The 20,770-nt window shown below is 62.9% G+C and carries 19 protein-coding genes and 1 pseudogene; 7 read left to right on the top strand and 13 right to left on the bottom strand.

What is annotated here, in order from left to right; translation table 11 throughout:
• Nucleotides 1–5 precede the first annotated feature (5 nt).
• The 7 genes from C4K39_RS08920 to C4K39_RS08890 all read right to left on the bottom strand — a co-directional run bounded on the left by C4K39_RS08920 (nucleotide 6) and on the right by C4K39_RS08890 (nucleotide 5,915).
• Nucleotides 6–860: an alpha/beta hydrolase gene (locus C4K39_RS08920; RefSeq protein WP_124346154.1), complete on the bottom strand. Its 855-nt coding sequence runs from the start codon at nucleotides 858–860 to the stop codon at nucleotides 6–8.
• Complete coding sequence (locus C4K39_RS08915) at nucleotides 857–1,663, bottom strand: alpha/beta fold hydrolase (protein WP_124346153.1); 807 nt, start codon at nucleotides 1,661–1,663, stop codon at nucleotides 857–859. Before C4K39_RS08915 ends, C4K39_RS08920 begins: the two co-directional genes overlap by 4 nt.
• A gap of 114 nt (nucleotides 1,664–1,777) precedes the next feature.
• Nucleotides 1,778–2,221 (bottom strand): hotdog fold thioesterase, encoded by a 444-nt coding sequence (locus C4K39_RS08910; protein ID WP_068587959.1) that lies wholly within the window; start codon nucleotides 2,219–2,221, stop codon nucleotides 1,778–1,780.
• 31 nt (nucleotides 2,222–2,252) lie between these two features.
• Nucleotides 2,253–3,920 carry an AMP-binding protein gene (locus tag C4K39_RS08905; protein ID WP_124346152.1) on the bottom strand — a complete coding sequence of 556 codons (1,668 nt, stop codon included), beginning with the start codon at nucleotides 3,918–3,920 and terminating at the stop codon, nucleotides 2,253–2,255.
• Nucleotides 3,921–4,077: 157 nt separating this feature from the next.
• The gene (gene sixA, locus C4K39_RS08900) at nucleotides 4,078–4,527 is read right to left on the bottom strand and encodes a phosphohistidine phosphatase SixA (protein WP_124346151.1); all 450 of its coding nucleotides are present in this window, start codon (nucleotides 4,525–4,527) and stop codon (nucleotides 4,078–4,080) included.
• Entirely contained in the window at nucleotides 4,524–4,871 is a 348-nt protein-coding gene (locus C4K39_RS08895) for a DUF4389 domain-containing protein (RefSeq protein ID WP_124346150.1), read from the bottom strand. Before C4K39_RS08895 ends, sixA begins: the two co-directional genes overlap by 4 nt.
• An 18-nt stretch (nucleotides 4,872–4,889) precedes the next feature.
• The gene (locus C4K39_RS08890; protein ID WP_068587967.1) at nucleotides 4,890–5,915 is read right to left on the bottom strand and encodes an NAD(P)H-dependent glycerol-3-phosphate dehydrogenase; all 1,026 of its coding nucleotides are present in this window, start codon (nucleotides 5,913–5,915) and stop codon (nucleotides 4,890–4,892) included.
• Nucleotides 5,916–6,110: 195 nt separating this feature from the next.
• Here C4K39_RS08890 and C4K39_RS08885 point away from each other — a divergent pair, with 195 nt between their 5' ends.
• From C4K39_RS08885 to fabB, 5 genes are all read left to right on the top strand, one after another.
• Nucleotides 6,111–8,237, top strand: a complete 2,127-nt coding sequence (locus C4K39_RS08885; protein WP_124346149.1) for a TonB-dependent receptor plug domain-containing protein — start codon at nucleotides 6,111–6,113, stop codon at nucleotides 8,235–8,237.
• Between the two features lies 1 nt (nucleotide 8,238).
• Entirely contained in the window at nucleotides 8,239–9,162 is a 924-nt protein-coding gene (locus C4K39_RS08880) for an ABC transporter substrate-binding protein (RefSeq protein WP_068587971.1), read from the top strand.
• Nucleotides 9,159–11,060, top strand: a complete 1,902-nt coding sequence (locus C4K39_RS08875) for an ATP-binding protein (protein WP_068587973.1) — start codon at nucleotides 9,159–9,161, stop codon at nucleotides 11,058–11,060. Before C4K39_RS08880 ends, C4K39_RS08875 begins: the two co-directional genes overlap by 4 nt.
• A gap of 248 nt (nucleotides 11,061–11,308) precedes the next feature.
• Nucleotides 11,309–11,824, top strand: a complete 516-nt coding sequence (gene fabA / locus C4K39_RS08870; protein WP_068587975.1) for a 3-hydroxyacyl-[acyl-carrier-protein] dehydratase FabA — start codon at nucleotides 11,309–11,311, stop codon at nucleotides 11,822–11,824.
• 11 nt (nucleotides 11,825–11,835) lie between these two features.
• A complete protein-coding gene (gene fabB, locus C4K39_RS08865) occupies nucleotides 11,836–13,056 on the top strand; it encodes a beta-ketoacyl-ACP synthase I (RefSeq protein ID WP_068587977.1) in 1,221 nt (406 codons plus the stop codon).
• Nucleotides 13,057–13,114: 58 nt separating this feature from the next.
• On the opposite strand, the gene C4K39_RS32170 is transcribed toward fabB, so the two are convergent.
• The 4 genes and pseudogenes from C4K39_RS32170 to C4K39_RS08850 all read right to left on the bottom strand — a co-directional run bounded on the left by C4K39_RS32170 (nucleotide 13,115) and on the right by C4K39_RS08850 (nucleotide 16,386).
• Entirely contained in the window at nucleotides 13,115–13,978 is an 864-nt protein-coding gene (locus tag C4K39_RS32170; protein ID WP_416220676.1) for a methyl-accepting chemotaxis protein, read from the bottom strand.
• Nucleotides 13,970–14,740, bottom strand: a pseudogene (locus C4K39_RS32165) (MCP four helix bundle domain-containing protein); the annotation flags it as partial. The pseudogene C4K39_RS32165 and the gene C4K39_RS32170, both read right to left, overlap by 9 nt.
• A gap of 139 nt (nucleotides 14,741–14,879) precedes the next feature.
• Nucleotides 14,880–15,344 (bottom strand): DUF3859 domain-containing protein, encoded by a 465-nt coding sequence (locus tag C4K39_RS08855; RefSeq protein ID WP_068587980.1) that lies wholly within the window; start codon nucleotides 15,342–15,344, stop codon nucleotides 14,880–14,882.
• A 79-nt stretch (nucleotides 15,345–15,423) separates the two neighbouring features.
• A complete protein-coding gene (locus C4K39_RS08850) occupies nucleotides 15,424–16,386 on the bottom strand; it encodes an amidohydrolase family protein (RefSeq protein ID WP_124348327.1) in 963 nt (320 codons plus the stop codon).
• 194 nt (nucleotides 16,387–16,580) lie between these two features.
• On the opposite strand from C4K39_RS08850, the gene C4K39_RS08845 reads away from it, so the two are divergent.
• Both C4K39_RS08845 and C4K39_RS08840 read left to right on the top strand, forming a co-directional pair.
• Complete coding sequence (locus tag C4K39_RS08845; protein ID WP_068587900.1) at nucleotides 16,581–16,997, top strand: OsmC family protein; 417 nt, start codon at nucleotides 16,581–16,583, stop codon at nucleotides 16,995–16,997.
• Nucleotides 16,998–17,058: 61 nt separating this feature from the next.
• Entirely contained in the window at nucleotides 17,059–17,931 is an 873-nt protein-coding gene (locus C4K39_RS08840; RefSeq protein WP_124346148.1) for a pirin family protein, read from the top strand.
• A 45-nt stretch (nucleotides 17,932–17,976) separates the two neighbouring features.
• Here C4K39_RS08840 and C4K39_RS08835 read toward each other — a convergent pair whose 3' ends face one another.
• Together C4K39_RS08835 and htpG are read right to left on the bottom strand one after the other, a co-directional pair.
• Nucleotides 17,977–18,705 carry a dienelactone hydrolase family protein gene (locus C4K39_RS08835; RefSeq protein WP_124346147.1) on the bottom strand — a complete coding sequence of 243 codons (729 nt, stop codon included), beginning with the start codon at nucleotides 18,703–18,705 and terminating at the stop codon, nucleotides 17,977–17,979.
• Between the two features lie 74 nt (nucleotides 18,706–18,779).
• The gene (gene htpG / locus C4K39_RS08830; RefSeq protein WP_068587936.1) at nucleotides 18,780–20,684 is read right to left on the bottom strand and encodes a molecular chaperone HtpG; all 1,905 of its coding nucleotides are present in this window, start codon (nucleotides 20,682–20,684) and stop codon (nucleotides 18,780–18,782) included.
• Nucleotides 20,685–20,770: the final 86 nt, after the last annotated feature.

Genomic DNA, 20,770 nt, shown 5'->3' with positions numbered 1-20,770 from the left:
TCAAGTCAAGGAAGGGCGAAAAACCGATTGAAACAGTCTGCGACAAAGGTGGCACCGGCCTCATCGTTCAGGTGCAGGTGGTGCCCGCCCGGCAGCTGTTCCAGGTTGAAGGGTAGACGCTGGAGCAATTCCTGGTGCTTGGCCAGCATGCCATCGCCAGCCACCACCAGTTGTGTTGGGCAGGCGACCCGCTGCACGAAGGACATGGCCTGCTCTTGGGTCAGGCGCAGCGGCGAGGCCAATGTCAGGCGGCTGTCGCTGCGCCAGGTGTAGCCACCGGGCACCGGCATCAAGCCACGTTGGGCCAACAGCTCGGCGGCCTCTCGGCTGACGGCCACCACCCCTTTCATCCGCGCCTCGATGGCTCGCTCCAGGGTGCTGTAGACCGGCTTGCGCTTGCCCTGCAAATCCAGTTGCGCCTGCAGTGCCATGCCCAGGCGCTCGGCGGAGCCTTCGCCGGTAGCGGTAGGCGGGATGACGCCATCGATCAGGGCCAGGTGACTGACGCGGGCCGGCATGGCTGCCGCCAGCACCAGGGACACGATGGCCCCCAGGGAGTGGCCCATCAGGGCGAAACGCTGCCACCCCAGTTGCTCGGCCACCTGCAGCACGTCGTACACATAGTCCCATAAGGCATAACCCGCTCCAGGCGGGCGATGCCCGGAGTGCCCATGGCCGGCCAGATCCAGGGCGACGATACGCAGCCCTTCGAGCCTGGGAGCCAGGCGCGCGAAGCTGTTGGCATTGTCCAGCCAGCCATGCAGGGCGATGACCGGCAGGCCGTCCTCGGGGCCGAACAGATGGGCTGCCAGCTCGATATGCGGCAGGCTCAGGCGCACTTCTTCCACGGCCTGGTTCATGCCAGGCTCCGTTGCTGGTCGTGCTGCCAGCGATTGAACAGGTCCTTGAGCAAGGTCGCGGTGTCTTCAGGTCGCTCAAGGGGAAACATGTGGCCGCCGGGCATGGTCAGCGACACGCCCTGGGGCATGCGGCCCACGGCGCTGGTGTGATGGCGCATCACCACCCTGCTCTGCTGGCCGCGTACCACCGCCAGGGGCACCTTGAGCTGACGGGCACTGCCCGGGCTGGTGTGCGGTACGCCGCGGTAGATACTGATCTCGGTGGCCGGGTCGAAACGCAGGCGCAGGCGATCGCCCACTTGCAGCAAGCCATGCTGCAAGTAGGCATCCAGGCAATCCGGGTCGAAGGCGCGAAACAGGGTCTTGCGCGAAAAGTAGCTGCGGGCCGACTCGATGTCGGTGAACTCCTCGCGGCGGCCCAGGGTACGGCCAGCCGGGGTCAGGCGGTCGATGAAGCCAAAGCGCTTGGCCGCGAGGATCACCCACTGGTCGGCGCGGGTCAGCACCGGCGAATCGAGCATCACCACCCCCCGGTACAACTCCGGGCACCGCAGGGCCGCGTGCAGGTGCAGCACGCCACCCAACGAGTGCCCCACGCCCCACACCGGCTGCGCCTGCTGTTGCAGGTGATGAATCAGCTCATCCACCAGGCTCTGCCAATTGTCATCCACCGGAAAGCGTGGATCGTGGGCATGCTGCTGCAAATGAGCCACCTCGAATTCCGGCGCCAGGGCGGCAAACAACTTGCCGTACGTGCCGGAGGGAAACCCATTGGCGTGAGCGAAAAACACCTGTTGCGACATACCGTCCTATCCATCCACCAAACGAATACCGATTGTCCGCAGGCCCTTGCACCAGGGCAATGACCGTAACGGACAGGAATACTGACACCCAGGCTCAGCCTATGGCGTGCGGCCTCACTGCGCTGGCGGAGTCTGTCCCAGGGGCACCACCGCCATGGTCAGGCGCGAGACACAGCTGGCCTTGCCTTCGTCGCTGCTCAGGCGGATGTCCCAGACATGGGTGGTGCGCCCGATGTGAATGGCCCTGGCCACCGCTGTGACCCGCCCGCTGCGCAGGCCGCGCAGGTGATTGGCGTTGATCTCCAGCCCCACGCAATAGAACTTGCTGGCATCGATGCACAGGTAGCTGGCCATCGAGCCGACCGTCTCGGCCAGTACCACCGAGGCGCCGCCATGCAATAAACCGTAGGGCTGGTGGGTACGGTGGTCGATGACCATGCTCGCGGTCAGCGATTGCTCGTCAAAGGACTCGAAGCGAATATCCAGCACTTCACCGATGGTGTTCTTCTGGATCGCATTCAATTGTTCGAGGTTTGGGGTGGTGCGCCACAGGCTCATCGCCATTTCCTTCTTGTTAGGTTGTCGTCGCTCAATCCTGCCACAGCACGACTTCTTCGCGCTCGCTCCAGGCCTGGAAACTACCGCCATAGGTGGACTCGATCACATTGCGCTTGATCTTCAGCGTCGGAGTCAGGAAACCGTTCTCCACCGCCCAGCTGTCCTTGACCACCACCAGGCGATGCAGGCGCTCATGCTTGTCCAGGCGACCATTGACCTGGGCCAGCAGGCCTTCCAGGCTGCTGTGCAGGTCTTCGCGAGTACTGCCTCCGGCAGCCCGCTGGCCAGCCGCCGACAATACGCACAACCCCAGGGGCGCGCTCAGGCCATCACCGACCACGCACACCTGCTCGATATGCGCGTGTTCGGCCAGGCGGATCTCGATGGGGGCCGGGGCCACATACTTGCCCTTGCTGGTCTTGAAGATCTCCTTGAGCCGGCCGGTCAGGCGCAGGTTGCCGGCAGCATCCTGCTCACCCTTGTCGCCCGTGCGCAGGAAGCCATCCTCCGTGACCGTTTCCGCGGTTTTCTGCGGGTCCTTGTAGTACCCCTGCATCACCGCGCCACTGCGCACCTGGACTTCCCCCGACTCATCGATGCGCACCTGGACCTCGGGACACGGGCGGCCGATCCAGCCGGGGGCATATTCCCCGGAACGGCCGATATGGGAATAACCACAGTTCTCGGTCATGCCATAGACCTCCAGCACGTCCAGGCCCAGGCGCTGGTACCAATGCAGCAGGGCCTGGGGCACCGGCGCCGCCCCGGACAGGGCAACCCGCAAGGCATCCAGCCCCAGGCCCGCCAGGACCTTGTGCCCGACCCGCTTGCCGATGAAAGGCAGGCCCAGGAGAAAATCCAGGCGCCTGGCTGGCATCTTGCTGTAGACCCCCATCTGGAACTTGGTCCAGATTCGCGGTACCCCGAACATCGCGGTGGGCCGGGCACGTCGCAGGTCAACCAGGAAGGTATCGAGACTTTCAGCGAAGAACACCGTCTGTCCGGTGTAGATCGCCGCCATCTCGACGAACATGCGCTCGGCCACATGGCACAGCGGCAGGTAGGACAGCAGCCGGTCATCGGGGCCCAGGCCAAACAGGTCGACCCCATGGCTGGCGGCAAACCCCAGGTTGGCGAAGCTGTGCATCACACCCTTGGGCATCCCGGTGGTGCCGGAGGTATAGATGATGGTGGCCAATTGCTCAGCCGCTGGGCAGGGACTCTCTGCCAGGGGCTGGCAGCGTTGCAGGTCGTCCCAGCAAAAATCGAAGCGCCCCTTGGGGGCCAGCGGCAGGCTGATCGTAGGTAATCCGGGCCTGACCCCCGCAGCCATTTCCGGCCAGGCATCGAGCTTGCCGATGAACACCAGGGCCGATTCGGAGTGCTCCAGCACCTGGGCCACCGACTCGGCGGTGAGGTTGGGGTACAACGGCACCGAGACATGTCCGGCCATCCAGATCGCCAGGTCGGCGATGATCCAGTGGGCGGAGTTCTTGCCGATGATCGCGATACGGCTGCCCGGAGGCAGTTGCCGTTCCCGAAGCCACTGGGCGGCGCTGCGGACCTGTCGCGCGACGTCAGCCCAGTTCAGCTCCTGCACCTTGCCACCCCCGCAGGGCTGGACCAGGAAACGTTGCTGGGGATGACGAGCCTCGCGCTCGTAGAACACTTGCAGGGGCAAACGAAAAGCAGCAGACATGACTCGCTCCTCTGTTTTTGTTGTGTTCGGGAACAGCCTCTGACCAACCAAGCACTTGCTCGGTCGACTATTCCACGCACAAAGGAGCGCCGCAAGTTAAGAAATGTAGCGCACGCACCTGCAGGCAAACGGGTCCACGCCCCACTGCCTGCAAGATTCAGGGATGCCTGATGCGGGTGAGGGTCATGGTCCCGGCCAGCGGCCAGTCGCCTTGCAGCTCGGCCAGGCTGGCGGTGTCCATGGCTTGCGGGTCACGCAAATGACCATGCTGCAACAGGCCGATCAGGCTGCCCACCAGGGGCTGGTGGCTGACCAGCAGCAGATTGTCGGCGCTGTCCAGTTGCTCCAGCGCCTTCAAGGGATTGGTGTCCGGCGTGAGCCACGGCACCGTAAGCACCTCTCCTTCGAACCCCAGGGCTTCGCGTACCAGGTGCGCCGTTTGCTGGGCCCGGGCGTATGGGCTGGCGAGAATCGCCGCAATGGGCTGGCCGATCAGCTGTGCCGCGCTGTCCAGCACTTGCTGGCGGCCATGGGCCGTAAGGTTGCGCTGGGCGTCGGTGGCCGCATGGGATTCAGCCTGGCCATGACGCAGCACCCACAGCTTCACAGCTTGGGCTCCTCGTCACGTACCGGATGCGGTGCTGGCGGCACGCTGTGGGGCGCCTCGCCTTCCGGTGCCCGTGGTGCCGGCCAGTCGGCGAACGGCCAGGGTTTCTGTTCAGTGTGGAAACTGCCGAAACGGCCGATCTGCGCCAGGAACTGGCTCAGGCTGTCGCCGAAATTCATCAGGCCGGCATTGGGGGCACCGTAGACCAACCGGTAGATCAGTTGCACCACCACCAGCGCGCCCAGGAGGAACTGCGCCACCTGCCACACCAGGGCGAATACCAGCATCCACAACACCCGCAGGAGAATGGATTCGTACTTGGCCTCGGAATTCGTATCGTTCATGTCTCGCTCCTGTACTGCTCAGTTGAATCCGCTGGTGGAGATAAAGTCGACATCGGTTTTCGGTTCGCCGCGCATCAACAGCTCGATCACCTGGTTCAGCGTCCGGCCTTCGAACAGGATCGCATGCAGGCCGGCCACCAGCGGCATGTAGACGCCCAGCTCCTGGGCCTTGGCCTTGAGCACCTTGAGAGTATTGACGCCCTCCGCCACTTCGCCCAGGCGGGTCACCGCCTCGTCCAGGCTCAAGCCCTGGCCCAGGGCGAAACCCACCTGGTAGTTGCGGCTCTTGGGCGAGGAACAGGTGACGATCAAGTCGCCCACCCCGGCCAGGCCCAGGAACGTCATCGGATTGGCTCCCTGGCTCACGGCAAAACGGGTCATTTCCGCCAGGGCCCGGGTGATCAGCATGCTCTTGGTGTTTTCGCCCATGCCCAGGGCGACCGCCATGCCGGCGATGATTGCGTAGACGTTCTTCAAGGCGCCGCCCAGCTCGACGCCGAAGCGATCAGCACTGGCATAGACCCGGAAGGTCCGCCCATGCAACACGGCCTGGACCTGCTGGCACAGCTGTTCGTCCTCGCTGGCGACCACCGTGGCGGTCAGGGCGTGCTCGGCCACTTCGCGCGCCAGATTGGGCCCCGACAGCACCCCGATCCGCGCCTGGGGGGCGATGTCTTCGAGGATCTCGCTCATCAGCTTGAAGGTCTGGGCCTCGATGCCCTTGGTCAGGCTGACCAGCATCTTGCCGCCCAACAGCTGCGCATGGGGGGCCAGCACGGCGCGCAAGGCGCTGGAGGGCAAGGCGACGAAGCACAGTTCGCTGTCGCTCAGGGTGGCCAGCAGGTCGGTGACCGGCTCCACCGCGGGATGGATCTTGATGCCTTTGAGATAACGCGGATTCTCGCGATTGAGCCGAATGGCCTCGGCCTGTTCGGGATCACGCATCCACTGGCGCACTGCCTGGCCGTTCTCGGCCAGCAGATTGGCCACGGCGGTACCGAAACTACCGCCTCCCAGGACCGCAATAGGGCGCTGTTGTGTCATATGCAATCCGTTTATCCATAGCAGTGGCGATGGCGGCATTATACGGAGCGGCCACTGCACCACCAGCCCCGGCAACCATTCCGACGATCTGTCGCAAACCCGCGCGGGCACTGGGCGCTTGCCAGGCACAGCGACTGGAAAACTCGAGCGTCTCGGTTAACATGCGCGCCATCTTTCAAGATTCAAGGCTGCGCCGTGTCCGCTGGTCCCCCCTCTATTCGCCTGCCACTGCTGCTGGGCCTGCTGCTTGGCCATCCGGCGCAGGCCGAAGATCTGTTCGTCGATGAGACCAGCCTGCCCCAGGTGCTGACCGCCACTCGTCTGAAGCAGTCGCCAGCAGCGGTCCCCGGCAGCATGACGGTACTCGACAACGAACTGATCAGGGCCAGCGGTGCCCGGGAGATCAGTGAACTGCTGCGCCTGGTGCCGGGCATGATGGTCGGCGCCATCAGTGGCAACCAGGCCACGGTCAACTACCACGGCACCAACGCCAGCGAGGCCCGGCGCATGCAGGTGCTGATCGATGGCCGCTCGGTCTACCGACCGGGTCTGGCCACGGTGGACTGGAGCGATATCCCGGTGGCCATGGAGGATATCGAGCGCATCGAGGTATTTCGCGGCCCCAATACCGTCAGCTACGGCGCCAACGCCCTGATGGCGGTGGTCAACATCATCACCCGCTCGCCAGCCAACAGCCATGGCACCCGGTTCAAGGTGACCCGCGGCCAACGCGGCATCAGCGACTGGTACGCCAGCCAGGGCACGGGCTGGGACGGCGGCGACCTGCGCCTGTCGATGTCCGGGCAGGAGGATGACGGTTTCGACAGGCGCCTTGACGGATCGGACTATCGCGACAGCAAGCGCCTGAACCGCATCGGCCTGTCGGTGAACCAGATGCTCGATGAGCGACAGAGCCTCGACTGGCAGTTCAATGCCAAGGAAGGCAGTAACCAGCAGCCTTATACCTATCGGCCGGTGTTCTATGGCGTCTCCCAGCAAGGCAACAACTCCGATGTAGTCGCCAAGGACTACGCCGGTTCCCTGCGCTGGAACCTGGATATCGATCCACGGCACAGCCTGTATATCCAAGGCTCGGCCCAACACTGGGATCGCCAGAAAACCTGGAGAGCCTGCGATGCGGCCATCTCCTTCAGCCCCGAACTGACACGCCTGTGGCAACTCAACCCGAACTATGCCGAGCGTCTGGCCCGAGGCATAAAGGATTTCAGCGAGGACAAAGCCCCTCCTGCAAGCACGGAGGCAGAGCAAGCCATCGCTGAGCAGGTTCTCTCCCAATGGAGAAAGGAAGGTAAAAGCACCGTCTGCGGCCTTATCGACCAGAGCTCGCGGGAAACCCGCTACGACCTGGAGCTGCAGGACACCCTGAGCCTGGCCGACAACCTGCGGCTGGTCAGCGGCATGAACTATCGTTATGACCGTGCCGACTCGCAGACCTACTTCAACGGCACGCTCGACGACTCCACCTGGCGCCTCTTCGGCCAGTTGGAGTGGCGGGCCAGCGAGCATTGGTTGATCCAGGGCGGGGCCATGTACGAAGACTCCCAGTTGACTGGCCACTCCCTGACACCCAGGATCGCGGCCAACTACCTGATCAACCCGCGCCATGGCCTGCGGGCGGTGTATTCCGAGGCCGTCCGGTCCCCGGACATGTTCGAGAACAACGTCAACTGGAGCTACCGGGTCACCGGCCTGGATCGCCCGGTCTACGGCCAGAACAGCGCCCAGTACTTCGTCAAGACCCGAGGCCCGGGCAATCTTGACCAGGAACGCATGCGCTCGCGGGAGCTGGGCTACAACGGCTACTTCGTCGATCAGGCGCTGAACCTCGACATCAAGCTGTTCTACGACGAGATCAGCCGGATGATCAGCGAGCCGCTGCGCAATAACCAGTACATCGCCAGCAACAGCAACTCGGCACGTTTCTCCGGGACCGAAAGCCAGTTGGACTGGCAACTGGACCGCAATGATCGCCTGCGCCTGACCTACGCCTACGTCCATGCCCAGGCCAGCAACCGCCTGGACCGGCGCCTGAGCGCCACCAACAGTGGTTCTGCCGGCTGGCTGCGCAACTGGGGCCAGGGTTGGTCCAGTTCGCTCTTCTACTATGGGAGCGACGCCCTCAACGGGTATCGCTTCCAACGGATCGATACCCGTATCGCCAAGCGGCTGGCCCTGGGCCGGGCCAACCTGGAACTGGCCGGCACCCTGCAGCAACGGCTCGACCACCAGCCCACCACCTTCGCCGATAACCGCTACGACTCGCGGCACGTAGCCTATGTCAGCGCCGAGCTGGAGTTCTAGCATGGTGCTGCTGCGCACGGGCCGGTACAGCGCGCGTCGCCTGGGTTGGGGCCTGGCCCTGCTGGGACTGCTGCTGTGCGTCCCATTGCGCGCCGCCGAGGTCTTGCTGACCGCCAGCGAGGATAGTGAAGGGGTGCGCACCTTTACCCAGGAGCTGGCCAGCCTGCGTCCCCAGGACCAGGTGCATTTCGTACCGTTGGCACAGCTACCGGCGCCAGGGCAATTGCCCGGGGGCATACGCCTGGTCCTGCTGGACCCGCAAAGCCTCGATTGGCGCCTGCAGGAGCCCCTGGGACCGGCGACCCTGGTCTTGCGCATCAGCCGCCTGCAAGCCGAGCAGCGCTTGCAGGGGGCCCCACGCGCCAGGCTCAGCCTGCTCTGGAGCGACCCGCCCCTGGCGCGCCAGTTGCGCTTGATCCGCAGTGTGCTACCCCAGGTCCGCCGCGTGGGAGTGCTGTATGGCCAGGACAGCCAGTTCCTGCTCGAGGAACTGCGCCTGGCAGCACGCAGCCTGGAGCTGGAGATCATCGCCGAATCCTGGGACAACATCGGCGACAGCCGGCCGCTGCAGGCAGTCCTGCGCAACAGCGAGGTTCTGCTGGGCCTGGACGACCCCAGCCTGTACAACCCCAAGACCGTGAAGAACCTGCTGCTCAGCAGCTACGCCCGACAACAAGCCCTGATCGGCCCGAACGCGGGCTTCGTCAGGGCCGGTAGCCTGGCCAGCACCTACAGCGACCAGCAAGACTGGTTGCAAACCCTGGACAAGCTACTGGACCAACCACCGGCACATTGGCCCCGCTCGCTGTACCCGGCGGCCTTCAAAGTATTGAGCAACCCTCAGGTGGCACGCTCCCTGGGCATCGAGGAAGTCGATGCCCAGGCCGTCGCACGCCAGTTGAGCGAAGGAGAGAAACGCCCATGACAGTGCGTCGCCGTTGGGACATCCAGACCCGCACGCAGCTCATCAGCCTGGGCCCTGCCCTGCTCCTGACCTTGTTGTTGATCAGTTTCTTCACTTTCGTGCGCATCCAGGACCTGCACCAGGAGCTGAACCATACCGGCCAGTTGATCGCCAACCAATTGGCCCCGGCCACCGAGTACGGGGTGATCTCGGGTAACAACGAAGGCCTGGAGGCCCTGTTACAGGCGACCCTGGCCACGCCTCACGTGCACTTCCTGGAAGTCCAGGACAGCGCCAACAATATCCTGGTGTATGTCGAGCAAGCCTCGGCCAGCCACAAGCACGCACAACAGATCAAGGTGTTCCAGGCACCGATACGCCTGCAACGCATCCAGGTGCACAACGACTTCCTGCAGAACGATCCAGGCAGCCTGGCCAGCCAGGGCGACGGCTACCTGGGACGGGTGATCGTCGGCATGTCCAACGATGCCTTCAGCCAGCGCCAGCAGGAAATCCTGCTCAAGGCCGCCATCCTTGCCCTGTTCGCCCTGCTCTTCACCTACCTGCTGGCCCGACGCCTGGCCTCGGGCCTGGCCCAGCCGATCAGGGCCATGGGCAACGCGGTCAAGGCGATCCAGGAAGGCGACTTCAAGACACCACTGCCCATCGTCGACGACGGCGAACTGGGCAACCTGGCGCGCCACATCAATAACCTGGCGGCCGGCCTCGAGGTGGCCAGCCGCGAGCAGCAGCAGGCGATGTCCCAGCTGATCCAGACCCGGGAAGAAGCAGAGCAGGCGAACAAGGCCAAGTCCGACTTCCTGGCGATGATGAGCCATGAACTGCGCACTCCGATGAACGGTGTCCTGGGCATGCTGCAGTTACTGGAGACCACTGAAATGACCCGCGAGCAGAGCGAGTATGCGGCGCTCGCCTCCGAATCCACCGAGCATCTGCTGAAGGTGATCAACGACATCCTCGACTTCTCGCGTATCGAGCGCTCGGCCCTGGAGCTGGAGCACATTCCGTTCAACCTGGCCGAACTGATCAGCAGTTCGGCCCAGGCCTTCCAGCACAGCGCGATGCAACGCGGCCTGGACCTGCGCCTGCGACTACCGCCAGGCATGGAGGCCCTGCAGGTCAAGGGCGATCCGACGCGGATCCGCCAGATCCTGGTCAACCTGATCGGCAACGCACTGAAGTTCACCGACCAGGGCAGCATCAGTATCGAACCGCAATGGCAGGCCCTGGACCACGAGCTCTTGTGGTTTACCTGCGCAGTGCGCGACAGCGGGATCGGGATCAGCCCGGCCAGCCTGGAGCTGATGTTCGATGCCTTCCAGCAGGCCGACAGCTCGATCTCCCGGCGCTATGGCGGTACCGGGCTGGGGCTGCCCATTGCCCGGACCCTGGCCGAGCGCATGGGCGGCACCTTGCGCGCCCAGAGCGAAGAAGGCCGGGGATCGGTATTCACCCTGGAGATTCCGCTGGCGCTGTTCCAGCAGAGCCTGCCGATACTGGCCCCACGGGTGAACAGTGCAGCCCAGCAGGGCGAAGGCCGCAATGTCCTGTTGGTGGAGGACAATCCGGTGAACCAGACGGTGATCCAGGCCATGCTGCGCAGCCTGGGCTTCACCGTGACCATCGTCACCGACGGAGCCCAGGCGGTACGCAGCGCCGAAAGCCTGATTTTCGAGGCCGTCCTGATGGATTGCCGGCTGCCGCTGGTCGACGGCTACGAGGCCACCCGGCAGATCCGCCAACTGCCCGGCTGCGTCGATCTACCGATCATCGCCCTGACCGCCAACGCCTTGCAGGGCGACCGCGAAGCCTGCCTTGCAGCGGGCATGAACGACTATCTGGCCAAGCCATTCAAGCGTGCCGATCTGCAGCAAATTCTCCAACGTTGGGTGCAGTAACGGGTTATTTTCGAACTTCTGCGACTGGCGTGGCGGGCGAAAGTGCGGCAGTCTTAGGCACCCGACAGGGCCCTGAAAAGGCCCTTGAAAAAAATTTCAGTGCACAAGTGTACATTCATGCCCTTGGCGCTGTGACTTTCACTACAACGCAATAGTCTATGAGTAGGCTGCCGGCTCGAGGCATGAATGCTTCGATCGGCCGGGAAGATTTGCCCAACCCTGCCGCACGGGACTATTGAGGAGCTCGCATGACCAAACAAAACGCCTTTACTCGGGAAGATCTGCTGCGCTGCAGTCGCGGTGAGCTGTTCGGCCCAGGTAATGCGCAACTGCCCGCCGGTAACATGCTGATGATCGATCGCATTACCCATATCAGCAGCGAAGGCGGCAAGTATGGCAAAGGTGAATTGGTCGCCGAGCTGGATATCAATCCTGACCTGTGGTTCTTCGCCTGTCACTTCGAGGGCGATCCGGTCATGCCAGGCTGCCTGGGCCTGGATGCCATGTGGCAACTGGTCGGTTTCTTCCTGGGCTGGCAAGGCCTGCCGGGCCGTGGCCGGGCCCTGGGCTCGGGCGAAGTGAAATTCTTCGGCCAGGTGCTGCCGACCGCCAAGAAGGTCACCTATAACATTCATATCAAGCGCGTACTCAAGGGTAAGCTGAACCTGGCCATCGCCGATGGTTCGGTCAGCGTCGACGGCAAGGAAATCTACACTGCCGAAGGCCTGCGGGTCGGCGTGTTCACCTCCACTGACAATTTTTAAGGGTTATCCGCATGCGCCGCGTCGTTATCACTGGTCTGGGCATCGTTTCGTGCCTGGGCAATGACAAAGAGACCGTCTCCGCTAACCTGCGTGCAAGTCGCCCTGGCATCCGCTTCAACCCGGAATATGCCGAAATGGGTCTGCGTAGCCAGGTTTCCGGCTCCATTGACCTGAACCTCGAAGAACTGATCGATCGCAAGATCTATCGCTTCGTCGGCCATGCGGCGGCCTACGCCTACCTGGCCATGAAGGACGCCATCACCGACTCCGGCCTGACCGAAGAGCAGGTGTCCAATCCTCGCACCGGCCTGATCGCAGGCTCCGGCGGCGCCTCGACCCTGAACCAGATGGAAGCGCTGGATATCCTGCGCGAAAAAGGCGTCAAGCGCGTTGGCCCGTACCGCGTCACCCGGACCATGAGCAGCACCGTTTCCGCTTGCCTGGCCACCCCGTTCAAGATCAAGGGCCTGAACTACTCCATCGCCTCTGCCTGCGCCACCAGTGCTCACTGCATCGGTACCGCCATGGAGCAGATCCAGATGGGCAAGCAGGACATCGTCTTCGCCGGTGGTGGTGAAGAAGAGCACTGGACCCAGTCGTTCCTGTTCGACGCCATGGGCGCCCTGTCCACCCAGTACAACGAGACCCCGGACAAGGCCTCCCGCGCCTACGACGCCAAGCGTGACGGTTTCGTCATCGCCGGCGGTGGCGGCATGGTGGTGGTCGAGGAGCTGGAACACGCCCTGGCCCGTGGTGCCAAGATCTACGCGGAAATCGTCGGCTACGGCGCGACTTCCGACGGTTACGACATGGTCGCCCCAAGCGGCGAAGGCGCCATCCGCTGCATGCAGATGGCCATGTCCACCGTTGACACCCCGATCGACTACCTGAACACCCACGGCACCTCGACCCCGGTCGGCGACGTTGCCGAGATGAAGGGCGTGCGTGAAGTGTTTGGCGACAAGGCCCCGGCCATCAGCTCCACCAAGAGCCTGTCGGGTCACTCCCTGGGCGCTGCCGGTGTCCATGAAGCGATCTACTGCATGCTGATGATGGAAGGTAACTTCATGGCCGGCTCGGCCAACATCGACGAGCTGGACCCGGAAGTGGCCGACATGCCGATCCTGACCAAGACCCGCGAAGACGTTGCCTTCAACACCGTAATGAGCAACAGCTTCGGCTTTGGTGGCACCAACGCTACCCTGGTCCTCAAGCGCTGGCAGGGCAAGTAAGCCCAGCCGCTGCAATAAAAAGCCCCGACTGGTTCGGGGCTTTTTTATTGCCCGCGATTCACACCGAGAAACGCGCCACCATGGTGTTCAAGTCCACGGCCAGGCGCGACAACTCCTGGCTGGCGGCGCTGGTCTGGTTGGCTCCCGCCGAAGTCTGGTGGGCCAGGTCGCGGATGTTCATCAGGTTGCGGTCCACTTCCCGTGCCACTGCCGCCTGTTGCTCCGAGGCACTGGCAATGACGACATTGCGCTCGTTGATCTCGGTGAAGGCCGAGGCAATCTCCTCCAGGGCCTGGCCGGCGGCCTTGGCCACCTCGAGGGTCGAACGGGCACGGTTATTACTCTGCTGCATGGAGCTGACCGCCTGATCGGTGCCCTGCTGGATCCCGCCGATCATCTGTTCGATTTCCTGGGTCGACTGCTGGGTCCGATGGGCCAAGGCTCGCACTTCATCGGCTACCACCGCGAAACCGCGCCCGGCATCCCCGGCCCGGGCCGCCTCGATGGCCGCGTTCAAGGCCAGGAGGTTGGTCTGCTCGGCAATGGAGCGGATCACCTCCAGCACCTTGCTGATGCCATAGACCTTCTGCGCCAGGTCCTCCACCTGAGTGGCATTGGACGTCACATCCTGTGCCAGTGACTCGATGGAAAGCACCGTCTGCTGCACCTGCTCGCGACCATGCTGGGCGATCCGGTCGGACTCCCGGGAGGCCTGGGACGTGGCCACGGCATTGCTGGCTACTTCCTCCACTGCCGCGGTCATCTGGTTGACGGCCGTGGCCGCCTGCTCGATTTCCAGGCTCTGTTGATGCAAGCCCCGGGTCGCATCCTCGGTGACACAACTGAGTTCTTCCGATGCCGACGCCAACTGGCTGGAGGAGTCGGAAATCCGCTTGATGGTTTCCCGCAGGCTGCTCTGCATCGCCTTGAGTGCGTGCAGCAGGCGCGCCGGCTCATCCTTGCCAATCACCTTGATATCACCGGTCAAGTCGCCACCGGCTACCACCTCAGCCACATTCAGCGACTGCGCCAGCGGCAGGACGATACTGCGGGTCAATAACAGCGCCAGGCTGATGGTCACCAGCGCGGCCAGCACGATCATCACCACCACCCAGATCCGCGACTTGCTGAACACTGCCTGGGCCAGGTCGGTGGCCTGGGTGGCACTCTGCTTGTTCAGTTCGACCAGCTCATGCAGGGTTGCAGCCATTTCATCGGCCAACTGGTTCATCTCGCCATTGACCACCTTGACCGCATCCTCCACCTGATTCTGGCTGGAGAATGCCATGACCTGGGACTGACGCTGTAGGTACTGTTTCTCTATGGACTTGAAGCGGTCGAACAGGGCACGCTCCTGGGGCAGCACGATCAGGGACTCATAGCGCCCCTGGGCAACCCCCAGGCCACTCTTGATGTCGTTGATCTTGGTTTCGTTCTGGGCGATGGCCTGCGGATCGCGATTGATCAGCAAGCGCAGGGTCAGGGCGCGGATGCGCAAGAGATCCTGATTCATATCGCCGACGGACATGACACTGGGCAGCCAATTGCTCTCCACTTCATCGGACTGCTGGCGCATGTTGGCCATTTGCATCAGGGCGAATGCCCCGAGGATAAACACCATGAGCGCCAGCAAACCAAAACCCAGGCTTGCGCGAGGCGCAATATTGAGACTTCTGAGACTCATTCCTCTGGCTCCTTCCTAGAGCGCTGCAAGACCTTGCAGCAGGGTGCTCTTAGACGGTATCGGGCCGGAAGGATTTTGCGTAAGACGAAAAGGTGATATCAAAACGCCCAAGCACTTCGATACCTGGGCGTAAAACGATTCAGCGCACCGAAAATCGCTGTTCTGCCAGCAAACGGTCGCCCTGGAACACCATAAAGTGCCATTCGCCAGGAACGACTTCATGGCTTTGCGTGAACTCGTAGGCCATCACATCCTGGGGCGCGTTGGGCACCAGCTTCTGGGTGACCTCCAGTTTGTCATGGCGCACCCCATCGGGAGTACGGATGCCTGGAGTCAGGTATAGCAGGGTCAGGGGCTGCCCCTCGGCGGCTTTTCCCTGCAATTGGTAGCGCATGCCGAACTTGGTGCCCAACCTCGCCGGAACCACTGCAGTCTGCTGGATCTTCTCGTTGCTGCGACGCAGCACCCGCTCCCCCGATTGCAGCTCGGCCTTGGGGCCTTCGAACACGCCGTATTCCACGGGTCCTTCAATGCGGACTTCGGCACTGGCCAGGCCACTGAAAACCATCAGCGCTGCCAGAACGCTTGAACGAGTGAGATGCATACCGCGCTCCTTGATTGAGATGGCGCGAGCTTATGAAGAAGGCATGACAGGCTAATGACAATCCGCCCGAGGAGCCGCCTTAGCGAGAGTCCGGCAGGATCGCCAGGAAGTTGTCACGGGCCACCTTGCGCGCCACCTCCACCGGCAAGGCATCGAGAAAGCCATCAAAGCTCCGGAGCTCCTGCCCCAGCTTGTCGAAGCGACCGACCCCATCCGACCCCAGCATGAACCGCTCGGGGAAGCGCTGCACCAGTTGTAGCCACTCCTGGCTCGGCATGCCCTGCTCATCCATCAGATACGGCGTGAGCAAGCTCCAGGACAGGTCGATGTAGAGATTGGGATAGGCCTGCAACAAACGCTCCAGGGTTGGCAGCAGGAACGCCAGGCGCTCCTGATGGCGATGGATCTCGGCGCTGGTACCAGCGTGGGCCCAGATGAAGCGCGTCTGCGGATGCTCGCTGAGCGGCTCTTCGATTTCTGCGAGATACAAGGGATTGCGCTCACGCTTGGAGGTGATGTTGGAGTGCAACATCACGGGCAGGTCACGCTCTGCGGCCAGGCGGTAGACCTTGGCCATCGCTTCGTTATTGGCCCGCGGCGTGTCGTCATCGATCAGTGCGGTGAGGTCATCGTGGCGGGTAAAGACCTCACCGATGCCCTGCCACAACCCCGGATCGAGATCGAGCATGCGCTGGATATGGGCCGCGGAATTCTTGTCGTTGGGATTGAACCCCGACAGGAACGGGTGCAGGCGCCGCCGTTGTTCGACCGGCAACTGCTTCACCGCCGCAGCCACCAGCACATCGGTGGCGCTGTACCAATAGGCACCGGCGTCGTCTCCCGCGTAGTAGCGTGGACGCTTGGGTTCGTCCTCGTGCCATTTCTTGGCTACCGGAATCCCCGAGATCATTGCCTGCTCGATACGGTTGTCGGCCATGGCCTTGAGCAGCGCTTGCATCCCTTGGGTTTCCTGGAAAAAGTCCACGTAGTGCAGGTGCGCATCGCTGTAGGCGTAGTCCCGTGCCTGGGCCGCCAGGGGCATCAGGGCCCAGGCCCACAATGTACCAACGTAGAAAAGTCTCCAGTGCACTGAACGGTCTCCTGGGGTGTCGAGGCAGGGTAGACCGTGGCGCCAGTTCGCAGGTTCAGAAAAAGGGGAACGTGAGGCTTGTGCGATGCTCTATAACTTCAGCACCTTTAACACCCGATTCCATCAACCACTGCCTGAGGTTTGCCATGACTATCACCGTCAATACCGAGTCCAGCGAAGGTTACCGCCACAGCATCCAGGTGGACGACCACCACTTCTTCACCGACCTGCCCAAGTCCGCAGGTGGCGAAGGCACCGCTCCCGAACCCCACGACTACTTCGATGCCGCCCTGGGTGCCTGCAAGGCCCTGACCCTCAAGCTTTATGCGCAGAAGAAGAACATCCCGCTCACCGGCGTCACGGTGGAGATCAAGCATGACAACAGCGAAGAGCCCAAGGGCAAGTACGCCCTGCACGTGAAGCTGACCCTCAAGGGCGTGCTCACCGATGCCCAGCGCGAGGAACTGCACCGGGTGGCCGACCGCTGCCCTATCCACAAGCTGATGACCACCAGCGAGGTGACCATCGAGACCCACCTCTCCGAAGGCGCCTTCAGCCAGTAGCGCGCGGCACGGGCAAGCGGGTTATGCTCCGGGGCATAACCCGATCAGCCTGGAGCCCGCCATGAATTCCCCCCTCGTGATCCGTCCCCGTGCCGAGGACGTCGAAGGCCAGCCCATCCTGCGCCCCCTGCCCTCGGCACAATGCCGCAGCGTCGGGCCTTTCGTATTCTTCGACCACATGCTCGAGACCGCCTACCCGGCGGGCAAGGGCATGAACATCCGCCAGCATCCGCATATCGGCCTGTCCACCCTCACCTACCTGTTTGTCGGGCAGATCCAGCACAAGGACAGCCTGGGCTCGGACCAGATCGTCCAGGCCGGGGACGTCAGCTGGATGACCGCCGGCAGCGCCATTGCCCACGTCGAACGTACTCCACCGGCGCAACTGGCCCAAGACCGGCGGATGCATGGATTACAGGTCTGGCTGGCTTCCCCCAGGGAACATGAACAGGGACCCGGGCACTACAGCCATCATCCGGCTGGCACCTTGCCAGTGAGCGACAACCTCGGGGTGAGCATCCGCATGATCGCGGGTAATGGTTTCTGCCTGGAGTCGCCAGTGCCGGTGCTCTCACCGACCCTGTATGCCGAACTGCACCTGCAGACCGCCACCAGCCTGCTGATACCGACCGAGCATCAACAACGGGCACTGTATGTGCTGGACGGCGAGGCACAGCTGGACGGCGAGCCACTGCCCGTGCATTCGCTGGTGGTATTGCCGGAGGGGGAAAACGCCACGCTGTTCGCCGAGAGCGATTGCCACGCGGTGCTGATCGGTGGCGCCCCACTGGACGGGCCACGGCGCATCAACTGGAACTTCGTCGCCAGCGATCCAGCCCTGATCGACGAAGCTCGCCGCCGCTGGGCGGCCGGGGACTGGCCACAGGTGCCAGGAGAAAGCGAGCGCATCGAACTGCCGCCCGCCCGCCACTGAACCCACCCCTGCGCAAGCCTGCCCGCTTGCACAGGGACTGGGAAATCAGCCCTGGAACACCTCGTCGAACAGGTGGTGCATGGTGGCGAAGGCGCGGCCCGCGACCTTGGCGTCATACATCATCTTGCCGGGCACATTGGCGTGGGTGTCGGTAAACGAATGCACCGCGCCGCCATAGCTGACCAATTGCCAGTCCACCCCGGCCGCGTCCATCTCCGCCTCGAAGGCCGGCAATTGCTCCTTGGCCACGAACGGATCGGCCGCCCCATGCAGCACCAGCACCGCGCCCTTGATATGACGCGCGTCGGCGGGCTCGGGAGTATCCAGGGTGCCGTGGAAAGACACTGCCGCCTTCACCGGCGCGCCGCTACGGGCCAGCTCCAGGGCACAGCAGCCACCGAAGCAGAAACCGAAGGTCGCCAGCTTCGAGGTGTCGACCGCCGCCTCCCCTTGGGCCTGCAAGGCCGCGAACGAGGCCTGCATGCGCTTGCGCAGCAGCGCCCGGTCATCCTTCAGCGGGGTCATCGCCGCCCCCGCTTCGTTGAAATCACGAGGCCTCAACGCCTGGCCATACAGGTCGGCGACCAGCACCACATAACCCTTGGCAGCGACAGCCTCGGCGATCTTCTCCGCGCCGGCGGTAACCCCCATCCAGTTCGGCGCCATCAGCAAGCCCGGGCGGGGCCCCTTGTGGGCGGCATCGAAGGCCAGGCGGCCCTCATAGGGTTGTCCATCGATCTGATACACCACGGAACGCACGGTGATTTGACTCATGACTCAGCTCCTCCAGCAAAGGGACACCAGAATGAAAAAACCCGCCGTTAGGGCGGGTTTTTCTTGCTACTTGATTAAACCGACAGCTCGACCAGGAGCTTGTTCAACCGGCGGACATATGCCGCTGGGTCTTTCAAGCTATCACCGGCCGCCAGGGCAGCCTGGTCGAAGAGGATGTGCGACAGGTCGCCAAAACGCTCCTCGCTCTGCTCGCCGTCGAGCTTCTCGATCAACGGATGGCTTGGGTTGAATTCGAAGATCGGCTTGGAGTCCGGCACCTTCTGCCCGCTGGCTTCGAGGATCTGGCGCATCTGCAGGCCCAGGTCCTGTTCACCGATGGCCAGGATCGCCGGCGAATCGGTCAGGCGGTGGGAAACCCGCACTTCGCTGACATTCTCGCCCAGGGCGGTCTTGATCCGCTCCACCAGGCCTTCTTTGCTCTTGGCGACTTCCTCGGCGGCCTTCTTGTCCTCTTCGGAGTCCAGGTTGCCCAGGTCCAGGTCACCACGTGCCACGTCGACAAAGCTCTTGCCGTCGAACTCGTTGAGGTAGCTCATCAGCCACTCGTCGATCCGGTCGGTGAGCAGCAGCACTTCGATGCCTTTCTTGCGGAAGACTTCCAGGTGCGGGCTGTTCTTGACCTGGGCGTAGGATTCGCCGGTGAGGAAGTAGATCTTGTCCTGGCCTTCCTTGGCACGCGCCAGGTATTCGGCCAGGGAAACGTTCTGCTCGCCGTCTTCGCCCTGGGTGGAAGCAAAGCGCAGCAGGCCGGCGATCTTCTCCTTGTTGGCGAAGTCCTCGGCCGGGCCTTCCTTCATCACCTGGCCGAAGTTCTTCCAGAAGCCCTTGTATTGCTCCGGCTCGTTCTTGGCCAGCTTCTCCAGCATGTCCAGCACGCGCTTGGTCAGCGCCGACTTCATCGAATCGATGATCGGGTCTTTCTGCAGGATTTCGCGGGAGACGTTCAGCGACAGGTCGTTGGAGTCCACCACGCCCTTGATGAAGCGCAGGTACAGCGGCAGGAAGGATTCGGCCTGGTCCATGACGAACACGCGCTGCACGTAGAGCTTGAGGCCCTTCGGCGCTTCACGCTGGTACAGGTCGAACGGCGCGCGGGCCGGTACGTACAGCAGCGAGCTGTATTCCAGCTTGCCTTCGACCTTGTTGTGGCTCCAGCTCAGCGGGTTCTCGAAGTCATGGGCGATGTGCTTGTAGAACTCCTGGTATTCCTCGTCCTTGATCTCGGTACGCGGACGGGTCCACAGGGCGCTGGCGCGGTTGACGGTTTCCCACTCCAGCGCCGGCTTCTCCTCGCCTTCGGCAGCTGCCGCTTCTTTAGGCAGTTCGATCGGCAAGGCGATATGGTCGGAGTACTTCTTGATGATGTTGCGCAGGCGCCAGCCGTCGGCGAACTCGTCTTCGCCGGACTTCAGGTGCAGGACGATACGGGTGCCGCGCTCGGCCTTGTCGATGGTGGCGACTTCGAACTCGCCTTCGCCCTTGGACGACCAATGCACGCCTTCGCTGGCGGCCAGGCCGGCACGACGGCTGAACACCTCGACCTGGTCGGCGACGATGAACGCGGAATAGAAACCGACACCGAACTGACCGATCAGGTGCGAGTCCTTCTTCTGGTCGCCGGTGAGGTTCTTCATGAAGTCGGCGGTGCCGGACTTGGCGATGGTACCCAGGTGGGTGATCACATCTTCACGGCTCATGCCGATGCCGTTGTCTTCGAGGGTGACGGTTTTAGCGTCCTTATCGAAGCTCACACGGATTTTCAGTTCGGCGCCACCTTCCAGCAACTCGGGCTTGGACAGGGCTTCGAAACGCAATTTATCGACCGCATCGGAGGCGTTCGAGATCAATTCGCGAAGGAAGATTTCCTTGTTGGAATACAGCGAATGGATCATGAGGTGCAGCAGTTGCTTCACCTCGGTCTGGAAGCCCAGGGTTTCCTTTTGAGTTTCCACACTCATGGTCATCAAACTCCAATCAGATGGCTGTGGCCGCGCCCGAAGGCGGACGGCGGCGGGATGACATGAAAGTGGGGATCACTCGGCAG

It is taken from the genome of Pseudomonas sessilinigenes (assembly GCF_003850565.1).
GTDB lineage: Bacteria > Pseudomonadota > Gammaproteobacteria > Pseudomonadales > Pseudomonadaceae > Aquipseudomonas > Aquipseudomonas sessilinigenes.
This window is presented reverse-complemented; position numbering and strand designations above follow the sequence as displayed.